The following is a 20010-nucleotide window of genomic DNA, read 5'->3' on the forward strand; positions in this document are numbered from 1 at the left end:
CAGGGCAAGTGGCGCAAGGCTTTCAGCTCTATTGCGCGCGGATCTTTGATTGAAAAAATAAATTCATCGGAAATCTCCTACGGTCGGAAAAGAACATTCAACCACTGGTGCTATATACAGGTACCAATGAGATACTGCCGCTCCGGCTTGCCACGTTGTCTTTTTCCGACATGACCCAGCGAAAAATCATCCACGTCGACTGTGACTGTTTCTATGCCGCCATCGAGATGCGCGATGACCCGCGTCTGGCCGGCAAGCCACTGGCGGTGGGTGGTTCGGCGGATCGGCGCGGGGTGATCGCCACCTGCAACTATGAAGCGCGCGCCTATGGTGTGCGCTCGGCCATGGCTTCCGGGCATGCATTAAAGCTGTGTCCGGACCTGACCATCGTCAAGCCGCGCATGGACGCTTATCGGGAAGCGTCGAAGGAAATTCATACGATCTTCGCCGACTACACCGACCTGATCGAGCCGCTGTCGCTCGACGAGGCCTATCTGGATGTGTCCGACAGCGCGCATTTCGGCGGCAGCGCCACGCGCATCGCCCAAGACATTCGCCGCCGGGTCTCCAACCAATTGCACATCACCGTCTCGGCTGGCGTTGCGCCAAACAAATTTCTGGCGAAGATCGCCAGCGACTGGAAAAAACCCAACGGTTTGTTCGTGATCACCCCGGATCAGGTCGAGGAGTTCGTCAGTGGTCTGCCGGTGAGCAAGCTGCACGGCGTCGGCAAGGTCACCGCCGACAAGCTCGGCAAGCTTGGCATCGTTGACTGCCAGCACCTGCGCGAGTGGGGCAGGCTGGCGCTGGTGCGCGAATTCGGCAGTTTCGGCGAGCGCTTGTGGAATCTCGCCCGTGGAATCGATGACCGGCTGGTGCACAACGACAGCCGCCGTCAGTCGATCAGCGTGGAAAACACCTACGACGTTGATCTGCCGGACTTGCGCAGCTGCCTGGACAAATTGCCCGAGCTGCTCGATACCCTGAAAACCCGCATGGCGCGGATCGACAGCAGTTATCGACCGGGCAAGCCGTTCGTCAAAGTCAAATTTCATGATTTCACCCAGACCACGCTGGAGCAGGCTGGGGCAGGGCGCGACCTTGGCAGTTATCAGTTGATGCTGACGCAGGCGTTCAATCGCGGCGGCAAGCCGGTGCGGCTGTTGGGGGTGGGAGTGAGGCTGGAGGATTTGCGCGGCGGGTTTGAGCAGATGGAGTTGTTTGAGCGGTAGATTCGCGGTGCCTGGCAGGGCCTCTTCGCGAGCAGGCTCGCTCCCACATTGGATCTGCGTCGTTCACAAATCCCTTGTGGGAGCGAGCCTGCTCCGGGCGGCGTTCCGACGAAGCTTCTAAGCTTTAATTCGGTCCCGGATCAGCCACTAAACGCCCGGCATCCTTGGCCAAAGACTTGAGAAACTCAGCCTGCAACTCCGGATCGTTGCGCGTCAGTTCGATCAGGCTCTGTTCCAGTTCGCTGGCTTCTTCTTCCAGGCCCAGCTCCGACAGGCGTTTGACCCGGTGTACCCACTGGCTCACCTCGTCATCTTCCAGATCGTCATAAATCAGCCCGTGCGCCTCAATCAACTTGCCGCGCAGGTGGCCGCTGAGCATCAGGGTCGAGTCGGAATGCACATCGTCCTTGGCGTCTTCGACACTGATCTGCAAGCGGCCGACATGGTTGAGGTCATGTTCGGCGAAAGGGCTATCGAGCAGATTCAAGCGCAGCACACCGTTGCGATCAGTGGTCATGTCGAATGTCTGCTTGCCGGCCTTGACCTGCACCGGTCGTTCGCTCCACGGCAGGCTCGAATACTCCGTGCGCTTGTCGCGCTGGACTTCGTCGATGCCCGCGAGGTTCTGCTGCGCACGACCATTGGACTGCACGTTCATGAACGGGTTGAGCCCGGCGAAACCGTAGCTCAGCCAATCCCGGGTGACGCTATCCGGCAGGTTACCGAGGGCAAACACGTTGACCACGTTGGCACCGACACCACCGACCACGGCCACCGCGCCCAGCGGAATCTCGTAGACTTCGCGCCAGGGTTGGTAAGGCGTGTAGCGGTCGTAACGACGAGTGACCTCGAACTCGGTGACTTCGAAAGTCTTCTGCTCGTTGATCTTCACGCGTCGCTGCGGCAGCTCGAGCACCTTGGGCTCGCCGACATCGATCTGCAGGCTGTGATCGAGCAACTTTCGCTCGACCCGCTCTTCGTGCTCGCTGCGTTGCGACATGTGATTGGCGCAGCCGCTGACCAGCAGGGCGCCGCACAGGGCGGCGCCACCGAGGCCTAAGGTGTTTCGCTTGAACATGACGTCTCTATCTGGTTTCAGCGGCGGATACGGGCCTGAAGGAAGGACACAACATCGGCCACCGGCAGCGCTTGCGCCTCTGCTTCGGAACGACTCTTGTATTCCAGGTTGCCTTCGGCGAGGCCGCGGTCGCTGACCACGATCCGGTGTGGAATGCCGATCAGCTCCATGTCCGCGAACTTGATGCCCGGGCTGGTTTTCTTGTCGCGATCGTCCAGCAGCACTTCGAAGCCGGCCGCCGTCAGTTCGGCATAGAGCTTGTCGGTGGCTTCGCGCACCTGTTCGGTTTCATAGCGCAGCGGTACCAGCGCGATCTGGAATGGCGCCAGGGTGTCGCTCCAGATAATGCCGTTGGCGTCGTTGTTCTGCTCGATGGCAGCGGCGACCACGCGGGAAACGCCAATGCCGTAGCAACCCATTTCCAGAGTCACCGGCTTGCCGTTTTCGCCCAGCACTTCGCACTTCATCGCCTTGCTGTACTTGTTGCCCAGCTGGAAGATGTGTCCGACTTCGATGCCGCGCTTGATTTCCAGCGTGCCTTTGCCGTCCGGGCTTGGGTCGCCGGCGACGACGTTGCGCAGGTCGGCAACGGTCGGAACCGGTAGATCACGCTCCCAGTTAACGCCGAAATAGTGCTTGTCGTCGATGTTCGCGCCAATGCCGAAGTCGCTCATCATCGCCACCGAGCGGTCGATGATGATCGGCAGCGGCAGGTTCAGCGGGCCGAGCGAGCCGGCGCCGGCGCCAATCGCGTCACGCAGTTCGGCATCGGAGGCCATCACCAGCGGGCTGGCCACGCCAGGCTGGTTGGCAGCCTTGATTTCGTTCAGTTCGTGGTCGCCACGAATCACCAGCGCGATCAGCTTGCCTTCTTCTTCGGCATGGACGATCAGGGTCTTGATGGTCTTTTCAATCGGCAGATTGAATTTTTCCACCAGGGCGGCGATGGTTTTCGTGTCCGGTGTGTCGACCAGACGCAGCTCTTCGGTTGGCGCAGGGCGCGAGGTTTCCCGTGGCACCGCTTCGGCTTTTTCGATGTTCGCCGCGTAGTCGGAGCCGTTGCTGAAGACGATATCGTCTTCGCCGGACTCGGCCAGCACGTGGAATTCGTGGGAACCGGCACCACCGATCGAACCGTTGTCGGCTTCTACCGGGCGGAATTTCAGGCCCAGGCGCGTGAAGATGTTGCAGTAGGCTTCATGCATGCGGTCGTAGGTGACCTGCAGCGACGCCTGATCAGCGTGGAAGGAGTAGGCGTCCTTCATGATGAATTCGCGGCCGCGCATCAAACCGAAGCGTGGGCGGATTTCGTCGCGGAATTTGGTCTGGATCTGATACAGGTTGATTGGCAGCTGTTTGTAGCTGCTCAACTCGTTGCGCATCAGATCGGTGATCACTTCTTCGTGAGTCGGGCCCGCGCAGAAATCACGACCATGGCGGTCTTTGATGCGCAGCAGCTCAGGGCCGTATTCTTCCCAGCGCCCCGATTCCTGCCACAGCTCGGCCGGTTGGGTGCTCGGCATCAACACTTCCAGAGAACCGGCAGCGTTCATCTCTTCGCGAACGATGGCTTCGACCTTGCGCATGACCCGCAGGCCCATCGGCAGCCAGGTGTACAGGCCCGAGGCAAGCTTGCGGATCATGCCGGCGCGCAGCATCAGCTGGTGGCTGATCACGACCGCGTCGGAAGGCGTTTCTTTCTGTGTGGCGAGCAAAAATTGACTGGTGCGCATGGTTGGCCGTTGTCGGTTGCTATGACTGGAAATGACGGAGCAGTGTACCGGCGAGTTTTGCTGACGTACAGAAGTGTGGCCGGCGGAAGGCGCCAGCGGCGGGATTCCTCCCGCCATTGGCGAAGCGTCCTACGATTCTTCGGTGACGGGCGTCGGTGCAGGCTCGGGCGTCGGTGTTTGTCCTTCGCGGCGGCGCTCCTGAAACCAGTGGAGCGCGATCAGTAGCAGCGTCGGTACGCCGAGCAGGGCGGTAATGAGGAAGAAGCTGTGATAGCCGAACTTCTCGACCAGCACGCCGGAATAGCCGCCCATCAGGCGCGGCAGCAGCAACATGATCGAGCTGAGCAGGGCATATTGCGTAGCGGAAAACTTCAGGTTGGTCAGGCTCGACAGGTAGGCAACGAACGCCGATGTCGCCAGGCCCGAGCTGAAGTTGTCGAGGGAAATGGTCACCACCAGCATCTGCAGGTTCGGGCCCATGTCCGCGAGCATGACGAACAGCAGGTTGGTCGCTGCCGAAGACACACCACCGATAAACAGAATCGGCAGAATGCCGAAACGCACGATCAACAGGCCACCCATGCCGGCGCCGACGAGGGTCATGATCAGGCCGAAAATCTTGCTGACACTGGCGATCTGATCCTTGGTGAAACCCTGGTCAATATAAAACACGTTGGCCATGACGCCCATTACCGTGTCGGACATCCGGTAAGTGGCGATCAGGCCCAGCAGCAGCAGCGCCTGCCAGCGATAACGCAGGATGAAGTCATTGATCGGCGTCAGTACCGGCGCCAGTCCGCGCCGGCCCATGGCCGACAGACACATCCCCGTCAGCAACGTATAGAGGATGGCACGCAGGAAGGCGCGGTCTTCGAGCAGCAAATCGAGTGGGCTCATGTCGCCGAACAGCACGCCGGCGAAATCGGTGTTGTATAGCTGGGTGAACATCGCCGGTACGGAAACCAGCAGAACGATCAGCACGAACACCGACATCAATTGATGCATGAACGTGTAGCGCCCGGCCTGCAACTGCGTGCGCAGCGGTACGGGTGGTTCACGCATGAACAGCGTGGTCAGCAGCGCGGGCACCATCAATGCGCCGAACAGCACATAGGTGCCGGTCCAAGCTGCGTGCTTATAGTTGAAACCGGTGGAGCCGAAACCTTCGGCGAAGAACAGCGCGCCGGCGGTGGCCAGCAGGGCGGCGACGCGGTAACCGGACATGTAGCTGGCGGCGAGGGCGGCCTGGCGGCTGTCATCGGCGATTTCCAGCCGATAGGCGTCGACCGCGATATCTTGCGTGGCGGAGGCGAAGGCAACCACGACAGCAATGGCGATCAGCCAGGACAAATGCTTCTGCGGATCACAGAAACCCATGCCGATCAGCCCGAGAATCACCAGTGCCTGGGAGAGCACCAGCCAGGAACGGCGGCGGCCGAGCTTGCCCAGCAAGGGCAGGCGCCATTGGTCGAGCAGCGGCGACCAGACCCATTTGAACGCGTACGCCAGGCCGATCAGGCTGGCATAGCCGATGGTTTCACGGGCCACGCCTGCTTCACGCAGCCATACGGAGAGCGTCGAGAACACCAGCATGTACGGCAGGCCGGCGGCAAAACCGAGCAACAACAGCACGAGCGTCGAAGGACTGGCATAGGCGGCGAGCGCGGCGCGCCAGGTTTTACGGGGCATGGGCTGAAGTCTGCCTCAAAATTGCGAAAACAAAGCGCGCACTCTAACCGCTGTGCTCTACCGGACGCCAGCCATGGCGCCGAATATCCACACGATTGTTCTGGATGGTGATGCCTTCCATGCGCAATCGCGCACGTTGTTCATCACCGGAGGGGCTGCCGACCGGCAGGCTGATGCGCCCGCCGGCGCCGAGCACGCGGTGCCAAGGCAGCCTGGTGTCGCCGGGCAACTGGCTCAAAGTCCGCCCGACCCAGCGCGCGGCGCGGCCCAGCCCCGCAAGTTCGGCCAACTGGCCATAACTGACGACTTTGCCTTCGGGCACTTGCGCGAGCGTCGAGTAGAGTGCCGTGCGTCGGATTTGCGCATCGTTTTCGACGCTGTCGAGCGGGTCTTTCACGTACGCGGCTCCTGAGCATTGGCGTGATGATGGCGACAAGGGTAATCGCTCGTGGCGCGGTTGAGAAATGAACTCAATTGAAATAGTCCGGTCAGTCCTTGTCATGGGCAAAATCCTACGGATAATGCCGACCCTTTTCGCCAACTCTGAGCCCCCGATCTGCTTATGTTCCCCAGAACCCTGTTGTGCCTTGCTGTTTTCAGCGCGTCCACGCCCCTGCTTGCCGACACCGTCTGGTTGAAAAACGGCGACAAGCTGAGTGGCACTATCACGGTATTCGATGGCGGCAAGCTGCTGATCCAGACCAAATACGCCGGCGCAGTGGCGATTGACTGGAAAGAGGTCAAGACCCTCGACAGCGATCAGCATCTGTTGGTGAAGCAGGACGCCTATGCCGGCGAAGTGTCGAAGTCGCTCACCGCGGCCGACGATGGCAAGGTCACCCTGGCCAACGGCGAGGCGCCGAAGACGGTCGAGCTGGCGAGCATTCAGCAGATTCTCAAGCCCAAGCCGATCGTCACCGACCTGGTATGGAAGGGTAACGTCGATCTGGCGCTGGACTATCAGCGCGCCGAAAAGGACACCGACGATTACGACGTCGCCTTCAAGACTTCGGCTCGCCATGGTCGCTGGCGCCATACCGGCGAGGGCGAGTACAACCGCGAAGTCCAGGATGCGGAAACCACCACCAACAACTGGCGCGCCGAATACTCCCTCGACCGCTTCCTTACCGATCAGTGGTTCTGGCAAGGGCGCATCAACTACAAGCGTGATCACATCGAAGAGCTGGCGCGTCAGCGTGTGGTCGGTACCGGTCCGGGTTACCAGTTCTGGGACGATGAACTGGGTGCGTTCTCGCTGGGCTCGTTGCTCAACCGCACCGACTATGAATACCGCGATGGCAGCAAGGACAACTTCTACTCCGTCGCGATGAAGTGGGACTACAACCGCTACCTGATCGGCAAGAAGGTCGAGTTCTTCACCAATGGCGAAGTCGGCAAGCCGCTGTCGGGTGTTGCCGATTACGCACTGGATGCCGAGCTGGGCCTGCGCTACAAGGTCACCGACTGGGCCTCGCTCAACCTCAAGGCCGAGCGCGACATCATCAGTGGCACCAACGATGCGGATCTGAACAAGACCCGTTATACCGCAGGATTTGGCGTCGCCTGGTAAGGGCAGAAACAAAAAAATCGCGGCCTCAAGGGTCGCGATTTTTTTTGCCAGCGCAAAACAGGCGCCCACAAAAAAGCCCCGCTTTTAAGGGCGGGGCTCTTTTCTAAAGAAGCTACAAGTTAGATAACTTGTACTTCTTCAGCTTGCATGCCTTTCTGACCGCGGGTAGCGATGAAAGAAACCTGTTGGCCTTCTTTCAGGCTTTTGAAGCCGTCGGATTGGATAGCTTTGAAGTGAACGAACAGGTCGTCACCGGATTGTGGAGTGATGAAGCCGAAGCCTTTTTCATCGTTGAACCACTTAACGGTACCGGTTTGGCGATTAGACATGGTGTAACTCCTTGAACAAAGATAACTGCGACTCAGGAAGAACCCTGGCCGAGACTGAGTGCAAAGAGCAGGAAAAATTCTTGTAGATGGTTGGATCGAAATTCAACATATCGTGTAGAGATTCTCAGTGACACAAGCAACACAGTGACGCCACCTTAACCCTTTTTCCGGAACGTGCCAATGTTTCTTGCAAAGGATTCTGTGTTTTAGGGATCGGCGGTGCGACGGTTCGTCGCCACATCGCGTAAATACGGGGTGTTCGCCGAGAATTGCGTTGCGCACTTTGAACGAGACGACGCGCCCGGTAAGATGCCGGACAGAATTTTTCCACCTCGCTATTCAGGACAAACCCGCCATGAGCATCAAATCGGACAAGTGGATTCGCCGCATGGCGCAGGAACACGGCATGATCGAACCGTTCGTCGAGCGCCAGATGCGCGGCAGCGACGACAGCCGGGTGATTTCCTACGGCGTGTCGAGCTACGGCTACGACGTGCGTTGCACCAACCACTTCAAGGTGTTCACCAACATCAACTCGGCCATTGTTGACCCGAAGAACTTCGACGCCGGCAGCTTCGTCGACATCCACAGCGACGTCTGCATCATTCCGCCGAACTCCTTCGCCCTGGCCAGCACCGTCGAATACTTCCGCATTCCGCGCAACGTGCTGACCATCTGCCTGGGTAAAAGCACCTACGCGCGCTGCGGCATCATCGTCAACGTCACTCCGCTCGAGCCTGAGTGGGAAGGTCATGTGACCCTGGAATTCTCCAATACCACCAACCTGCCGGCGAAAATCTACGCCAACGAAGGTGTGGCGCAGATGCTCTTCCTCGAATCCGATGAAGAATGTGAAGTTTCCTACAAGGATCGTGGCGGCAAGTACCAAGGCCAGCGTGGCGTGACCTTGCCGCGTACCTGATCGACCATCCGACGGATGTCGGGAATTCTTTGGCGGGCAGACACTCTATGGGGTGTACTGCCCGTTTTTGTTACACACAGATTCGGGCCTTCACTGAGGAGTGCCCTATGAAGATCGACCCGCGAATCAGCGCTGAACTGGCAAGGCTTGAGCCCAATCAGATAGGCGTTCTGGCCTGGTCGTTACTGGCGAATCCGTCTTTGAGCCTGTCCGGCGGCGTGCCCGGCCAGCCCGATCCCGATACTCCCAACGAACAACCGACCGAACCAGGCGAACCGACGCTGCCGGACGAGCCGCCTCCGGCGCCTGTCGCCTGATCCACCGGCATGAATATGGCCCGTCAGTCTGATCTATGTGCGATCTAGCTGACGGGCCATATTTCGTTGTCGCCGATCACGAAGACTTTGCAACTGTCGTCGCGCTCGACCTGATAGCCGCCGGTGAACGCACCGAATGCCGGCATCAGGCTGATGCGCTCACCGAGTCTGAAACAGGCCAGGCGCAGGCTCTGCCGACCTTTGCCGTGCAATCGATAAACCGGATGCACGTGGCCGGCGAGCACGTGCCGTTCCGGATGCGCATCGGGCTCATGCTGCAGGGCGAACGGTCCGAGTAACAGCGGCTCTGGCACCACGCGGATATTCAGCGAGGCTGGTGGGTCGCCCGCGCGTTTATCGTGGTTGCCGCGAATCAGTGTCATCGGCAGGTCAGCGTGCCGTGCGCGCCACTCTGCCAGCGCATTCAGCGTGGTCGGGACATGTGAACCAGGCCCATGCAGAAAATCCCCGAGGAAGATCAACTGGCGACACGGCAACCGCGCCAGCAACGCGTCGATTACCTCGATGTTGCTCGCCGTCGTGCCATGCGGCACCGGCTGGCCGAGGCTGCGATAGGCCGCCGCCTTACCGAAATGCACATCGGCGATCAGCAATGCTTCCTGCGCTGGCCAGTACAGCGCTTTCTCCGGCAGCAGCCACAACTCCTCACCGGCCAAACGCACCGGGTACGCACTCACGACGATTTCCCGTTATCAGCGGTTTTTTCCAGGTCACCAACCATTCTTCTGATCCTGTCAGCCAGTTTTTCCGAACTCATGCTCTCGCGCATCCGCTCCACCAGCAGCGGAAAGCCCAACGGTGTAGGACGTTTAACCTGATGCACGTCCAGTTTCATCTGATTGATGCGCTCCAGTGTCTGTTCCAGACGGCGAATATCCAGCTCTTCGCGTAGGACTTCTTCCCCAGCCTGGGCCAGCAGCAGGTTGTCGGCGTCATATTGTTTGAACACCTGGAAGAACAAGCCACTCGACGCCTGCACCTGGCGGGTGCTTTTTGGTGCGCCCGGATACCCGGCGAACACCAGCCCGGCGATCCGCGCGATTTCGCGGAAGCGGCGCAACGCCAGTTCACCGGCATTGAGGCTGGCGAGCACGTCCAGCAACAAGTCATCGGCATTGAACAGGTGCGCGTCCAGATGCGTGGCCCAATCCACCGGCGTGGCGCTGAGCAGTTCCAGGCCGTAATCATTCACGGCAATCGAGAAGGTCACCGGCTGGCGCTGACTTACGCGCCATGCCAACAGGCTCGCCAGTCCCAGATGCACTTGTCGCCCGGCGAACGGATAGAGAAAAAGATGCCAGCCTTCGCGGGATTTCAGCACCTCGGCGAGCAGATTTTCCGTGGTGGGCAAGCCGGACCAGCGTATCTGCGTCTCCAGCAGCGGACGCAGCGCGTGCATTTCCGGGCCTTTGAACTGACCTTGAGCAGCGGCGCTGAAGCGCGTGACCACCGCTTCGGCCAGTTCGTTGGATAACGGCATGCGTCCGCCATTCCAGCGCGGCACGGCAGCCTTTTTCGCGGTGCTGCGTTTGACGTAGGCTGTCATGTTTTCCACCCGCACCAGTTCCAGCAGGCGGCCGGCGAAGAGGAAACCATCGCCGGGTTTCAGTCGCGCGATAAAGCCTTCCTCGACGCTGCCCAGTTGTTTGCCACCGCCGCCCTTGCTCCAGAATTTCAGGTTGATGCTCGCGTCGCTGACGATGGTGCCAATGCTCATGCGATGGCGCCGCGCCAGACGCGCATCCGGCACACGCCAGACGCCGTGTTCGTCCGGCTCGACCCGGCGGTAATCCGGATACGCTGTAAGAGACATCCCGCCATGGCGTACGAACGCCAGCGACCAGGCCCAGTCTGCCGCTGTCAGGTCACGATAAGCCCAGGCACCACGGACTTCTTCGTACAAGTCTTCAGGAATAAAGCCACCGCCAAGGGCCATGCTGACCAAATGCTGGACCAGCACATCCAGCGGCTTGTGCGGTGACAGGCGCGGCTCGATGCGCCGCTGTTCGACGGCGTCGCGTGCGGCGACCGCTTCGATCAGCTCCAGGCTGTGGGTGGGGACCAAAGTGACCCGCGAGGTGCGCCCCGGCGCGTGACCGGAGCGCCCGGCACGTTGCATCAAGCGCGCAACGCCTTTCGCCGAGCCAATCTGCAGTACGCGTTCGACCGGGAGGAAATCCACACCCAAGTCCAGGCTCGAGGTGCACACCACTGCTTTCAACTGGCCATTCTTCAACGCCTGCTCGACCCAATCGCGGGTATCGCGGGACAGTGAGCTGTGATGCAGCGCGATCAACCCGGCCCAGTCCGGCCGCGCTTCCAGCAGCGCCTGATACCAGATCTCCGATTGCGCGCGGGTGTTGGTGAACACCAGGCTGCTGGCGCAGGCATCAAGTTCGGCGACCACTTGCGGCAGCATCTTCAGACCGATGTGGCCGGCCCAGGGAAAACGCTCGATGGCCGGTGGCAGCAGGGTGTCGACCTGCAGGGTTTTTTCGCTTTTGCCCTGAACACTGACGCCGCCGCCCTGTGGGATCAGCACTTGCTCGGCGTGGGATTGATTACCGAGGGTGGCGGATACCCCCCAGACAATCAGTTCCGGCTGCCAATGACGCAGGCGGGCGAGGGCCAGTTGCAATTGCACGCCGCGTTTGTTGCCGAGCAACTCGTGCCATTCATCGACGACGATCATGCGCAGGCTCGACAACGCCGTGCGCGCATCGGCGCGGGCGAGCAACAGGGTCAGGCTTTCCGGAGTGGTGATCAGCGTCGTTGGCAGACGTCGGCCCTGGCGGGCGCGTTCGCTGCTGCTGGTATCGCCGGTGCGCAGGCCGATGCTCCACGGGATCTGCAATTCATCGACCGGGCTTTGTAAAGCGCGGGCGGTATCGGCGGCGAGGGCGCGCATCGGCGTGATCCACAGCACTGTCAGCGGTTCGGCCGGCGGTTTGCGTTTGCGCGGCGTGGCCACGGGAGGTTGCAGGCGGGCGAAGCGGTTGAGTGCAGCAAACCACACCGCATAGGTTTTACCAGCGCCGGTGCTGGCGTGGAGCAACCCGGATTCGCCGTTTTTCACCGCCGCCCACACCTGTTTCTGAAAGGCGAACGGCTTCCAGTCGCGGGCGCTGAACCAGGTTTTTGCAAAGTCGGGGGATTTCGCCATGCCGGCTGCGTGCGCTCTGGAGGTGTTGTTTCAGAGACAGCGAAGCGGGGGGACAAGTTTAACTTTGTCGGTCGGTGGATTCCCCCGTGGGAGCGAGCCTGCTCGCGAATGCGATGTCACCTTCAACATTGATGTTGACTGATAAACCGCTTTCGCGAGCAGGCTCGCTCCCACAAAGGGTTGAGTGCCAACCTTATTTAAGATTGCCGCTCAGGAATTGCTTCAGGCGTTCGCTTTTCGGGTTGCCCAGCACGTCTTCCGGCGCGCCTTCTTCTTCCACCAGACCCTGATGCAGAAACAGCACCTGATTCGACACCTTGCGCGCAAAACTCATTTCGTGGGTGACCATGATCATCGTCCGGCCTTCCTCGGCCAGGCCCTGAATCACTTTCAGCACTTCGCCGACCAGTTCCGGGTCGAGTGCCGAGGTCGGTTCGTCGAACAGCATCACTTCCGGCTCCATCGCCAGTGCCCGGGCGATCGCCACGCGCTGTTGCTGGCCGCCGGACAGAAACGCCGGGTATTGATCGGCGACCCGCGCCGGCAAGCCGACTTTGTCCAGATAACGTCGGGCGCGATCCTCGGCTTCCTGTTTGCTGCAGCCCAGCACCCGGCGCGGGGCCATGGTGATGTTTTCCAGCACGGTCATGTGGCTCCACAGGTTGAAATGCTGGAACACCATCGCCAGCCGCGTGCGCAGGCGTTGCAGTTCATCGGCGTCGGCAACGTGCATGCCGTGGCGGTCGGTGACCATGCGGATCGCCTGGCCATCGAGGCTCATGGCGCCGTCATTGGGTTGTTCAAGGAAATTGATGCAGCGCAAAAAGGTGCTTTTGCCCGAGCCGCTGGCGCCGATCAGGCTGATCACGTCGCCGGTTTTGGCCTTGAGCGAAACGCCTTTGAGCACCTGATGATCGCCATAGCTTTTGTGCAGGCCTTCAACGGTCAGTTTGTACATGGACGAGCATCCTCAAGGCGAAAGTAGGTAGCCGCTGCGATAGGCCTGGGCGCCCGCGACGTGGGCGATGACCATGCCGGCAGTGGCCATGCGCCGCAGCGAGCGCGCATACAGCAGGCCGGCGGCGGTGCAATGAATGGGGGTGACCTTGTCGTGGACCGGGTCGATGATTTCTGCGATCTGCTGGCCGGCTTCCAGGTATTGGCCGGGCGTGGCGCAGTACACCAGCAGGCCGCCGACTGGTGTGGTCACTGGTTCGACCCCGGCCAGCGGCGTGGCAGGGTACGGCAGTGGCGGTTGCGGCTTGGTCTCGCCGACGATGGCATCGAACTGGATCAGATAGTCGATCAGCGCCTGACAATCGCGGCTGGCCAGCGGGTGATTGACGTCGCCCTGGCCGCGCAATTCGACGGTCACCGAGAAGCTGCCCAGCGGAATCTCGAACTGCTCACCGAAGCGCTCGCGCAGTTGCCACCAGAGCAGGGTGAAGCACTCGTCGAACGATTGCCCGCCGGAATCGGTAGCGAGGAGGCTGGCCTGCGCTTCCATGTAGCGCGCCAAGGGCTCGACCTGTGGCCACGCCTCGGGCGTGGTGTACAGGTGCACCACCGATTCGAAGTCGCAGTGCAAGTCCAGCACCATGTCGGCATCGCAGGCCAGGCGTTGCAGGGTCAGACGCTGGGATTGCAGTTGTGTGGTCGGCTTCTGACGGTCGAGGGCGTTGCGCAGGCTGGCGCGGATCAGTTCGAGGTTGTGCTGCGCGTCGTCGTTGAGTTGGCCTTCTATGGCGTTGCCGATTTCTTCGCTGAGGTCGACGAACCAGCGATTGAAGTTCTGCCCGCTCTCCAGGTCGTAACGGCCCAGCGGCACGTCCATCAGCACTTGTTCGAGGCCGACCGGGTTGGCCACCGGCACCAGGACGATTTCGCTGCGCAGGCGGCCGGCAGCTTCCAGCTCGGCCAGACGCTGTTTCAGGTGCCAGGCGACCAGCATGCCCGGCAGTTCGTCAGCGTGCAGCGACGCCTGGATGTAAACCTTGCCCTTGGCCTGCGGTGGGCCGAAGTGGAAGCTGTGAATCTGCCGTGCGGTCCCCGGCAGCGGGGCCAGCAAGTCATGGATCTGGTGGCGCATTGTTATCTCTTTATTTTTGAAACCAGTGCTAGTGAGTCGGCCCGAGGAAGGCCAGCCAGCGGCGTTCGGCGAGGCGGAACAGACCGACCAGCGCAAAAGTAATGGTCAGGTAGATCAGCGCGGCGATGCCGAATGACTGGAAGGTCAGGAAGGTCGCCGAGTTGGCATCCCGCGCGACTTTCAGGATATCGGGAATGGTCGCGGTGAACGCCACGGTGGTCGAGTGCAGCATCAGGATCACTTCGTTGCTGTAGTAAGGCAACGAACGGCGCAGTGCCGACGGCATGATCACGTAGGCATACAGCTTCCAGCCGGTCAGGCCATAAGCCTTGGCCGCTTCGACTTCGCCATGGTTCATGCTGCGAATCGCCCCGGCGAAAATTTCCGTGGTGTACGCGCAGGTGTTTAGGGCGAAGGCGAGGATCGTGCAGTTCATCGCGTCGCGAAAGAAACTGTCGAGGATCGGCTGCTCGCGCACGGCGGCGAGGCTGTAGATGCCGGTGTAGCAGATCAGCAACTGGATATACAGCGGCGTGCCCCGGAACAGGTAGGTGTAGAACTGCACCGGCCAACGGACGTAGAAGTGCGGCGAGACGCGGGCAATCGACAGCGGAATCGAGACGACGAAGCCGATGCAGATCGACGCGGTCAGCAGCCACATCGTCATCGCCAGCCCGGTGATGTTCTGGCCGTCGGTATAAAGGAAGGCGCGCCAATATTCCTGGAGAAGTTCGATCATCTTACGGCCTCCCGGGCACCGGCGGCGTAGCGGCGTTCGAGCCAGCGCAGGATAAAGTTCGAAGCACTGGTGATCAGCAGATAGATCAATGCGGCAAGGACCAGAAAGTAGAACAGTTGATAGGTGCTTTTACCGGCGTCCTGCGCTGCCTTGACCAGATCGGCGAGGCCAATGATCGACACCAGCGCGGTGGCCTTGAGCATGACCATCCAGTTGTTACCGATGCCCGGCAACGCGAAGCGCATCATTTGCGGAAACACCACGAAGCGAAAACGCTGGCCACGTTTGAGGCCATACGCGGTGGCGGCTTCGACCTGACCACGCGGCACCGCGAGGATGGCGCCACGGAAGGTCTCGGTGAAATACGCGCCATAAATGAAGCCCAGCGTCAGCACGCCGGCGCTGAACGGGTCGATTTCAATATATTCCCATTCCATATAGTCGGTCAGCGACGTCAGCCAGGTTTGCAGGCTGTAGAAGATCAACAGCATCAGCACGAGATCCGGCACGCCGCGAATCAGCGTGGTGTAGAGCTGCGCGGGCAGGCGCACCAGTTTGACTTTCGACAGTTTGGCACTGGCGCCGAGCAGGCCGAGCAACACGGCCACCAGCAGCGACATCGCCGATAACTTGATGGTCATCCAGGTGCCTTGCAGCAGCAACGGGCCGAAGCCCTGCAGACTGAACGAGGCCAGCCCCAGATTTTGCAGGAGGGTTTCAAACATAAATCAGCAACCTGAGCGGATGGAAAAGGCGCCCATCGAGGATGGGCGCCGGGGCATTATTTGCCGCTGTACAGATTCAGGTCACCAAAGTGTTTCTTTTGAATCTCGGCGTATTTGCCGTCGTCGTGTAACGCTTTGATACCTTTATCCAAAAGTGCTTTCAGCTCAGTGTTACCTTTCTTGATACCGACAGCGGTTTTGGCTGGCAGCAATTCACTGTCGACCGGCTGGCTGATTTCATAATCAGCGCCTTTTGGCGACTTCAGAAAGCCCAGTTCGGCTTGCAGCATGTCCTGGATACCGGCGTCGAGACGACCGGAGGTCAGGTCGGAATACACCTGATCCTGGTTCTGATAGGCCTGGGTTTTCACGCCAGCCTTGTCCAGCACGGCTTTGGCGTAGGCTTCCTGAATGGTGCCTTGCTCGTAACCGACGGTTTTGCCCTTGAGTGAAGTGACGTCGGCGGTGATGCCGGAGCCTTTCTTGAACACGTAAGCGGTCGGGCCGGAAAACAGTTCGCTGGAGAAGTCGATGACCTTCTCGCGAGCCGGGGTCACGGTCATCGACGAGATCACACCGTCGAACTTGTTGGCCTTGAGGCCCGGAATCATGCCGTCGAAATCGCTTTCGACCCATTTGCACTTGACCTTCAGTTCGGCGCAGATCGCGTTGCCCAGATCGATATCGAACCCGACCAGGCTGCCATCGGCCGCTTTCGACTCGAACGGTGCGTACGAAGGGTCAACGCCAAAGCGCAGCTCTTTGTATTCCTTGGCCAGCGCGGAGCCGGCGGCCATGCACAACGCCAGTGCAGAAAGGGTCAGCAATGCTTTTTTCATTATTCAATCCCTAAGAACCAATATGAGCGCTTGTGGCGCAGAATTATTGTTACTGCAACGCTTACGACCTATAGAAAGTAGCAATTTCCGAACCAGAGTGCCGAACAGGTGTTTTAAAAGGTTGAGCGGAGAGAGGCAAGGGTAGTTGAATGCACGGAAACGGGCATTGCTGTTTGCATGCACTGTTTCGGTTCAAACGCGTAGCTCAGAGCAGGGAAAACTGTGGAAAGGAATTGTCCCCGATGACTGATCGTTCCCACGCTCCTGCGTGGGAATGCATCAACGGACGCTCCGCGTTCGGCTCTGGGGGGGACGCAGAGCGTCCCGGGCTGCGTTCCCACGCAGAGCGTGGGAACGATCAGTGAAAAGGGTTTAGGCCAACAGATCCTGAAGGGTAGCGAGGCTGTCCGCTTCTTCGACGGTCTTGTCCTTGCGCCAGCGCAGCATGCGCGGGAAACGCACGGCGATGCCGCTCTTGTGTCGGCGCGACAGGGCGATGCCTTCGAAGCCGAGCTCAAACACCAGGCTCGGTTTCACGCTGCTGACCGGGCCGAATTTCTCCACGGTGGTCTTGCGCACGATGCTGTCGACCTGACGCATCTCTTCATCGGTCAGCCCCGAATACGCCTTGGCGAACGGCACCAGCGAGCGTTGACTGGATTCCGGCGGGCCGTCCCACACGGCGAAGGTGTAATCGCTGTACAGACTGGCGCGACGGCCGTGTCCGCGCTGGGCATAAATCAGTACCGCGTCGACGCTGAACGGGTCGACCTTCCACTTCCACCACACGCCCATGTCCTTGGTCCGGCCGACGCCATACAGCGAATCGCGGGCCTTGAGCATCATGCCTTCGACGCCGAGTTTGCGTGACGCTTCGCGCTGGCGGCCGAGGTCGAGCCAGTCTTCGCCGGTCAATACGGGGGAGGGCAGCAGTACCGGGCTGTTGCAGCGCGCGATGACTTCCTCGAGTTGCGCCCGTCGCTTGACCTGCGGCTGGTTGCGCCAGTCTTCGCCCTGCCATTCCAGCAGGTCGTAGGCCAGCACCACCACCGGCACTTCTTCGAGAATCTTCTTGTCGAGCGTCTTGCGACCGATGCGTTGTTGCAGCAGGGCGAACGGTTGCACGGCCGGCGGCTCATCGGATTGCGGATCGAAGGCATCTTCGGTGGTCGGATGGGTGCTCTTCCACACGACGATTTCGCCGTCGATCACCGTGCCGTCCGGCAAGCCGTGGACCAGCACATCGAACTCGGGGAAGCGCTCGGTCACCAGTTCCTCGCCGCGCGACCACACCCACAGCTTGCCGTCGCGCTTGACCACTTGCGCGCGAATACCATCCCACTTCCATTCCACCTGCCAGTCGCTGGCCGGGCCGAGCAGCGCTTCGAATTCCTCGACCGGTTGCGCCAAGGCGTGGGCAAGAAAGAACGGGTAGGGCTGGCCGCCGCGCTGGGCATGTTCGTCTGCGGATTCCGGGGCGATGAGTTTCAGGTAACTCGCGGCGTTGGGCCGGTTCGACAGATCGGTGTAACCGACCAGACGCTGAGCCACGCGTTTGCTGTCGAGGCCGGCCATCGACGCCAGGGCGCGCGTGACCAGCAGCTTCGACACGCCAACGCGGAAGCTGCCGGTGATCAGCTTGATGCACAGCATCAGGCTCGGCCGATCCAGTTGCGCCCACAACATCGGCAGTTGGCGCGCCAGATATTCCGGGGTTTCACCGCGAAGTGGCAGCAGCTTGTCTTCGATCCATTCGGCTAGACCGGCCTCGGAGCTGTGGGAATTTTCCGGCAGCACCAGAGAAATGGTCTCGGCCAGATCGCCGACGGCCTGATAGCTTTCTTCGAACAGCCACGGCTCCAACCCTGAAACTTCTACCGCCAGCTCACGGAGGATGCGCACCGGCACCAGTTGACGAGGCCGACCACCGGAGAGGAAATACACCGCCCATGCGGCATCTTCCGGCGCGGCCTGCGCGAAGTACACCTGCATCGCCGCCAGCTTGGCGTTGCTCGACGTGGTGGCGTCGAGTTCGGCATATAACTCGGCGAACGCTTTCATGGGGACGTCTCGGCAACGGTGGGTTCGGTGGCGATGTTGTCGTCTTCGTCATCGCCGTATTCAGTGGAGAAGCCTTGTGCATCAAGACCCTGTTCGCGCAGATGACGTACGAGCACGCCGATCGAGCCATGAGTGACCATCACCCGCTCCGCGCCGGTCTGGTTGATCGCCCAGAGCAGGCCGGGCCAGTCGGCGTGATCGGAGAGGACGAAACCGCGATCGACGCCGCGCCGCCGCCGGGTCCCGCGCAAGCGCATCCAGCCGCTGGCGAAGGCATCGCTGAAGTCGCCAAAACGGCGCATCCACGTGCTGCCGCCCGCCGACGGCGGGGCAATGACCAACGCCTGGCGCATGATCGGATCGCTTTTTTTCACGTCGCCTGCGTAAATCGTCGGCGGCAGGTATACGCCGGCGTCGCGGTAGACGCGGTTCAGCGGTTCGACTGCGCCGTGGCTGAGGATCGGCCCGAGGGTTTCGTCGATGCCGTGGAGGATGCGTTGCGCCTTGCCGAAGGAATAGCAGAACAGCACGCTGGCCTTGCCGGCGGCGATATTGGCCGCCCACCACTGATTGATCTCGGCGAAGATCTGCGCCTGCGGCTGCCAACGATAGATCGGCAGGCCGAAGGTCGATTCGGTGATGAACGTGTGGCAGCGCACCGGTTCGAATGGGGCGCACGTGCCATCCGGCTCGACCTTGTAATCCCCCGACGCGACCCAGACTTCGCCGCCGTATTCCAGGCGCACCTGCGCCGAACCGAGGACATGCCCGGCGGGGTGAAAGCTCAGGGTCACGCCGTGGTGGGTCAGGCGCTGGCCGTAGTCGAGTGTTTGCAACTGGATGTCCTGACCCAGGCGCGCGCGCAGAATCCCGGCGCTGGCGCTGCTCGACAGGTAGTGCTGATTACCGGTGCGCGCGTGATCGCCATGGGCATGGGTGATCACCGAACGCTCGACCGGCCGCCACGGATCGATATAGAAATCTCCGGCGGGGCAGTAGAGACCTTCAGGTCGGGCAATAACAAGATCCATGTCGTGACCGGAATGGGGGGCTTGTTAGCTATGAGGCGGGCGTGAGGCTGGAAGTTCGATCGGCTTTGAAGCGCTTCCCTCACCCCAGCCCTCTCCCAGAGGGAGAGGGGGCCGACCGAGGTGTCTGGTGAGGTACATCGACCTGGGGGACCGAGTTGAATATGGATCCGGCACAGCCTTGAGCCTGATCCAATGTTGGATTCACCTCGCTTTGTAGAGGGGCCGACCGAGGTGTCTGGTGAGGTACATCGACCTGGGGGACCGAGTTGAATATGGATCCGGCACAGCCTTGAACCTGATCCAATGTTGGATTCACCTCGCTTTGTAGAGGGGCCGACCGAGGTGTCTGGTGAGGTACATCGACCTGGGGGACCGAGTTGAATATGGATCCGGCACAGCCTTGAACCTGATCCAATGTTGGATTCACCTCGCTTTGTAGAGGGGCCGACCGAGGTGTCTGGTGAGGTACATC

Annotated in this window: 18 protein-coding genes; 4 read left to right on the top strand and 14 right to left on the bottom strand. The window is 60.6% G+C overall.

Annotated features, from left to right (window positions below; genetic code table 11):
- Positions 1-170 precede the first annotated feature (170 nt).
- Positions 171-1232 carry a DNA polymerase IV gene (gene dinB, locus AB4N73_RS01035; RefSeq protein ID WP_252877596.1) on the top strand — a complete coding sequence of 354 codons (1062 nt, stop codon included), beginning with the start codon at positions 171-173 and terminating at the stop codon, positions 1230-1232.
- A 124-nt stretch (positions 1233-1356) separates the two neighbouring features.
- Here dinB and AB4N73_RS01040 read toward each other — a convergent pair whose 3' ends face one another.
- From AB4N73_RS01040 to AB4N73_RS01055, 4 genes are all read right to left on the bottom strand, one after another.
- Positions 1357-2310, bottom strand: a complete 954-nt coding sequence (locus AB4N73_RS01040; protein WP_056783330.1) for a hypothetical protein — start codon at positions 2308-2310, stop codon at positions 1357-1359.
- A 17-nt stretch (positions 2311-2327) separates the two neighbouring features.
- Positions 2328-4043, bottom strand: a complete 1716-nt coding sequence (locus tag AB4N73_RS01045) for a proline--tRNA ligase (RefSeq protein WP_041478071.1) — start codon at positions 4041-4043, stop codon at positions 2328-2330.
- Between the two features lie 129 nt (positions 4044-4172).
- Positions 4173-5732 carry an AmpG family muropeptide MFS transporter gene (locus tag AB4N73_RS01050; protein ID WP_041478070.1) on the bottom strand — a complete coding sequence of 520 codons (1560 nt, stop codon included), beginning with the start codon at positions 5730-5732 and terminating at the stop codon, positions 4173-4175.
- Between the two features lie 43 nt (positions 5733-5775).
- Complete coding sequence (locus AB4N73_RS01055; protein WP_083352143.1) at positions 5776-6129, bottom strand: MGMT family protein; 354 nt, start codon at positions 6127-6129, stop codon at positions 5776-5778.
- 165 nt (positions 6130-6294) lie between these two features.
- Between AB4N73_RS01055 and AB4N73_RS01060 the strand changes: the two genes are divergently transcribed.
- On the top strand, positions 6295-7302 hold the full coding sequence (locus tag AB4N73_RS01060; protein ID WP_024011896.1) for a DUF481 domain-containing protein: 1008 nt from the start codon (positions 6295-6297) through the stop codon (positions 7300-7302).
- 119 nt (positions 7303-7421) lie between these two features.
- Here AB4N73_RS01060 and AB4N73_RS01065 read toward each other — a convergent pair whose 3' ends face one another.
- Positions 7422-7631 carry a cold-shock protein gene (locus tag AB4N73_RS01065; RefSeq protein ID WP_002554837.1) on the bottom strand — a complete coding sequence of 70 codons (210 nt, stop codon included), beginning with the start codon at positions 7629-7631 and terminating at the stop codon, positions 7422-7424.
- Positions 7632-7986: 355 nt separating this feature from the next.
- Here AB4N73_RS01065 and dcd point away from each other — a divergent pair, with 355 nt between their 5' ends.
- Both dcd and AB4N73_RS01075 read left to right on the top strand, forming a co-directional pair.
- Positions 7987-8553, top strand: a complete 567-nt coding sequence (dcd, locus tag AB4N73_RS01070) for a dCTP deaminase (protein ID WP_007940589.1) — start codon at positions 7987-7989, stop codon at positions 8551-8553.
- 107 nt (positions 8554-8660) lie between these two features.
- Entirely contained in the window at positions 8661-8870 is a 210-nt protein-coding gene (locus tag AB4N73_RS01075) for a hypothetical protein (protein ID WP_016771389.1), read from the top strand.
- 44 nt (positions 8871-8914) lie between these two features.
- Here the strand turns inward: AB4N73_RS01075 and pdeM are convergent, their stop codons facing one another.
- The 9 genes from pdeM to AB4N73_RS01120 all read right to left on the bottom strand — a co-directional run bounded on the left by pdeM (position 8915) and on the right by AB4N73_RS01120 (position 19538).
- Complete coding sequence (gene pdeM, locus AB4N73_RS01080; RefSeq protein WP_016771388.1) at positions 8915-9568, bottom strand: ligase-associated DNA damage response endonuclease PdeM; 654 nt, start codon at positions 9566-9568, stop codon at positions 8915-8917.
- Complete coding sequence (locus tag AB4N73_RS01085) at positions 9565-12054, bottom strand: ligase-associated DNA damage response DEXH box helicase (RefSeq protein WP_460142827.1); 2490 nt, start codon at positions 12052-12054, stop codon at positions 9565-9567. Before AB4N73_RS01085 ends, pdeM begins: the two co-directional genes overlap by 4 nt.
- Positions 12055-12247: 193 nt before the next feature.
- Positions 12248-13012 carry an ABC transporter ATP-binding protein gene (locus AB4N73_RS01090; RefSeq protein ID WP_041478066.1) on the bottom strand — a complete coding sequence of 255 codons (765 nt, stop codon included), beginning with the start codon at positions 13010-13012 and terminating at the stop codon, positions 12248-12250.
- 12 nt (positions 13013-13024) lie between these two features.
- Positions 13025-14143 (bottom strand): succinylglutamate desuccinylase/aspartoacylase family protein, encoded by a 1119-nt coding sequence (locus AB4N73_RS01095; RefSeq protein WP_041478065.1) that lies wholly within the window; start codon positions 14141-14143, stop codon positions 13025-13027.
- A gap of 28 nt (positions 14144-14171) precedes the next feature.
- Positions 14172-14882 (bottom strand): ABC transporter permease, encoded by a 711-nt coding sequence (locus tag AB4N73_RS01100; RefSeq protein WP_130912856.1) that lies wholly within the window; start codon positions 14880-14882, stop codon positions 14172-14174.
- Positions 14879-15607 (bottom strand): ABC transporter permease, encoded by a 729-nt coding sequence (locus tag AB4N73_RS01105; protein ID WP_016771383.1) that lies wholly within the window; start codon positions 15605-15607, stop codon positions 14879-14881. The genes AB4N73_RS01100 and AB4N73_RS01105 overlap by 4 nt, the downstream gene beginning before the upstream one ends.
- Positions 15608-15663: 56 nt before the next feature.
- A complete protein-coding gene (locus AB4N73_RS01110) occupies positions 15664-16446 on the bottom strand; it encodes a transporter substrate-binding domain-containing protein (protein ID WP_041478063.1) in 783 nt (260 codons plus the stop codon).
- Positions 16447-16818: 372 nt separating this feature from the next.
- Positions 16819-18507, bottom strand: coding sequence for an ATP-dependent DNA ligase (locus AB4N73_RS01115; RefSeq protein WP_150743350.1), 1689 nt, complete (start codon positions 18505-18507; stop codon positions 16819-16821).
- A complete protein-coding gene (locus AB4N73_RS01120) occupies positions 18504-19538 on the bottom strand; it encodes a ligase-associated DNA damage response exonuclease (RefSeq protein WP_460142828.1) in 1035 nt (344 codons plus the stop codon). Before AB4N73_RS01120 ends, AB4N73_RS01115 begins: the two co-directional genes overlap by 4 nt.
- Positions 19539-20010: the final 472 nt, after the last annotated feature.

The organism is Pseudomonas sp. S3_B08 (genome assembly GCF_054667725.1).

What these genes read in the sequence shown, in the direction of transcription:
- AB4N73_RS01045 (WP_041478071.1), bottom strand. Translation starts at nt 4,043, where the DNA reads ATGCGCACCAGTCAATTTTTGCTCGCCACACAGAAAGAAACGCCTTCC.
- AB4N73_RS01065 (WP_002554837.1), bottom strand. Translation starts at nt 7,631, where the DNA reads ATGTCTAATCGCCAAACCGGTACCGTTAAGTGGTTCAACGATGAAAAA.
- dcd (WP_007940589.1), top strand. Translation starts at nt 7,987, where the DNA reads ATGAGCATCAAATCGGACAAGTGGATTCGCCGCATGGCGCAGGAACAC.
- AB4N73_RS01095 (WP_041478065.1), bottom strand. Translation starts at nt 14,143, where the DNA reads ATGCGCCACCAGATCCATGACTTGCTGGCCCCGCTGCCGGGGACCGCA.
- AB4N73_RS01060 (WP_024011896.1), top strand. Translation starts at nt 6,295, where the DNA reads ATGTTCCCCAGAACCCTGTTGTGCCTTGCTGTTTTCAGCGCGTCCACG.
- AB4N73_RS01110 (WP_041478063.1), bottom strand. Translation starts at nt 16,446, where the DNA reads ATGAAAAAAGCATTGCTGACCCTTTCTGCACTGGCGTTGTGCATGGCC.
- AB4N73_RS01115 (WP_150743350.1), bottom strand. Translation starts at nt 18,507, where the DNA reads ATGAAAGCGTTCGCCGAGTTATATGCCGAACTCGACGCCACCACGTCG.
- AB4N73_RS01085 (WP_460142827.1), bottom strand. Translation starts at nt 12,054, where the DNA reads ATGGCGAAATCCCCCGACTTTGCAAAAACCTGGTTCAGCGCCCGCGAC.
- AB4N73_RS01075 (WP_016771389.1), top strand. Translation starts at nt 8,661, where the DNA reads ATGAAGATCGACCCGCGAATCAGCGCTGAACTGGCAAGGCTTGAGCCC.
- AB4N73_RS01100 (WP_130912856.1), bottom strand. Translation starts at nt 14,882, where the DNA reads ATGATCGAACTTCTCCAGGAATATTGGCGCGCCTTCCTTTATACCGAC.
- AB4N73_RS01050 (WP_041478070.1), bottom strand. Translation starts at nt 5,732, where the DNA reads ATGCCCCGTAAAACCTGGCGCGCCGCGCTCGCCGCCTATGCCAGTCCT.
- AB4N73_RS01105 (WP_016771383.1), bottom strand. Translation starts at nt 15,607, where the DNA reads ATGTTTGAAACCCTCCTGCAAAATCTGGGGCTGGCCTCGTTCAGTCTG.
- AB4N73_RS01040 (WP_056783330.1), bottom strand. Translation starts at nt 2,310, where the DNA reads ATGTTCAAGCGAAACACCTTAGGCCTCGGTGGCGCCGCCCTGTGCGGC.
- AB4N73_RS01090 (WP_041478066.1), bottom strand. Translation starts at nt 13,012, where the DNA reads ATGTACAAACTGACCGTTGAAGGCCTGCACAAAAGCTATGGCGATCAT.
- dinB (WP_252877596.1), top strand. Translation starts at nt 171, where the DNA reads ATGACCCAGCGAAAAATCATCCACGTCGACTGTGACTGTTTCTATGCC.
- AB4N73_RS01120 (WP_460142828.1), bottom strand. Translation starts at nt 19,538, where the DNA reads ATGGATCTTGTTATTGCCCGACCTGAAGGTCTCTACTGCCCCGCCGGA.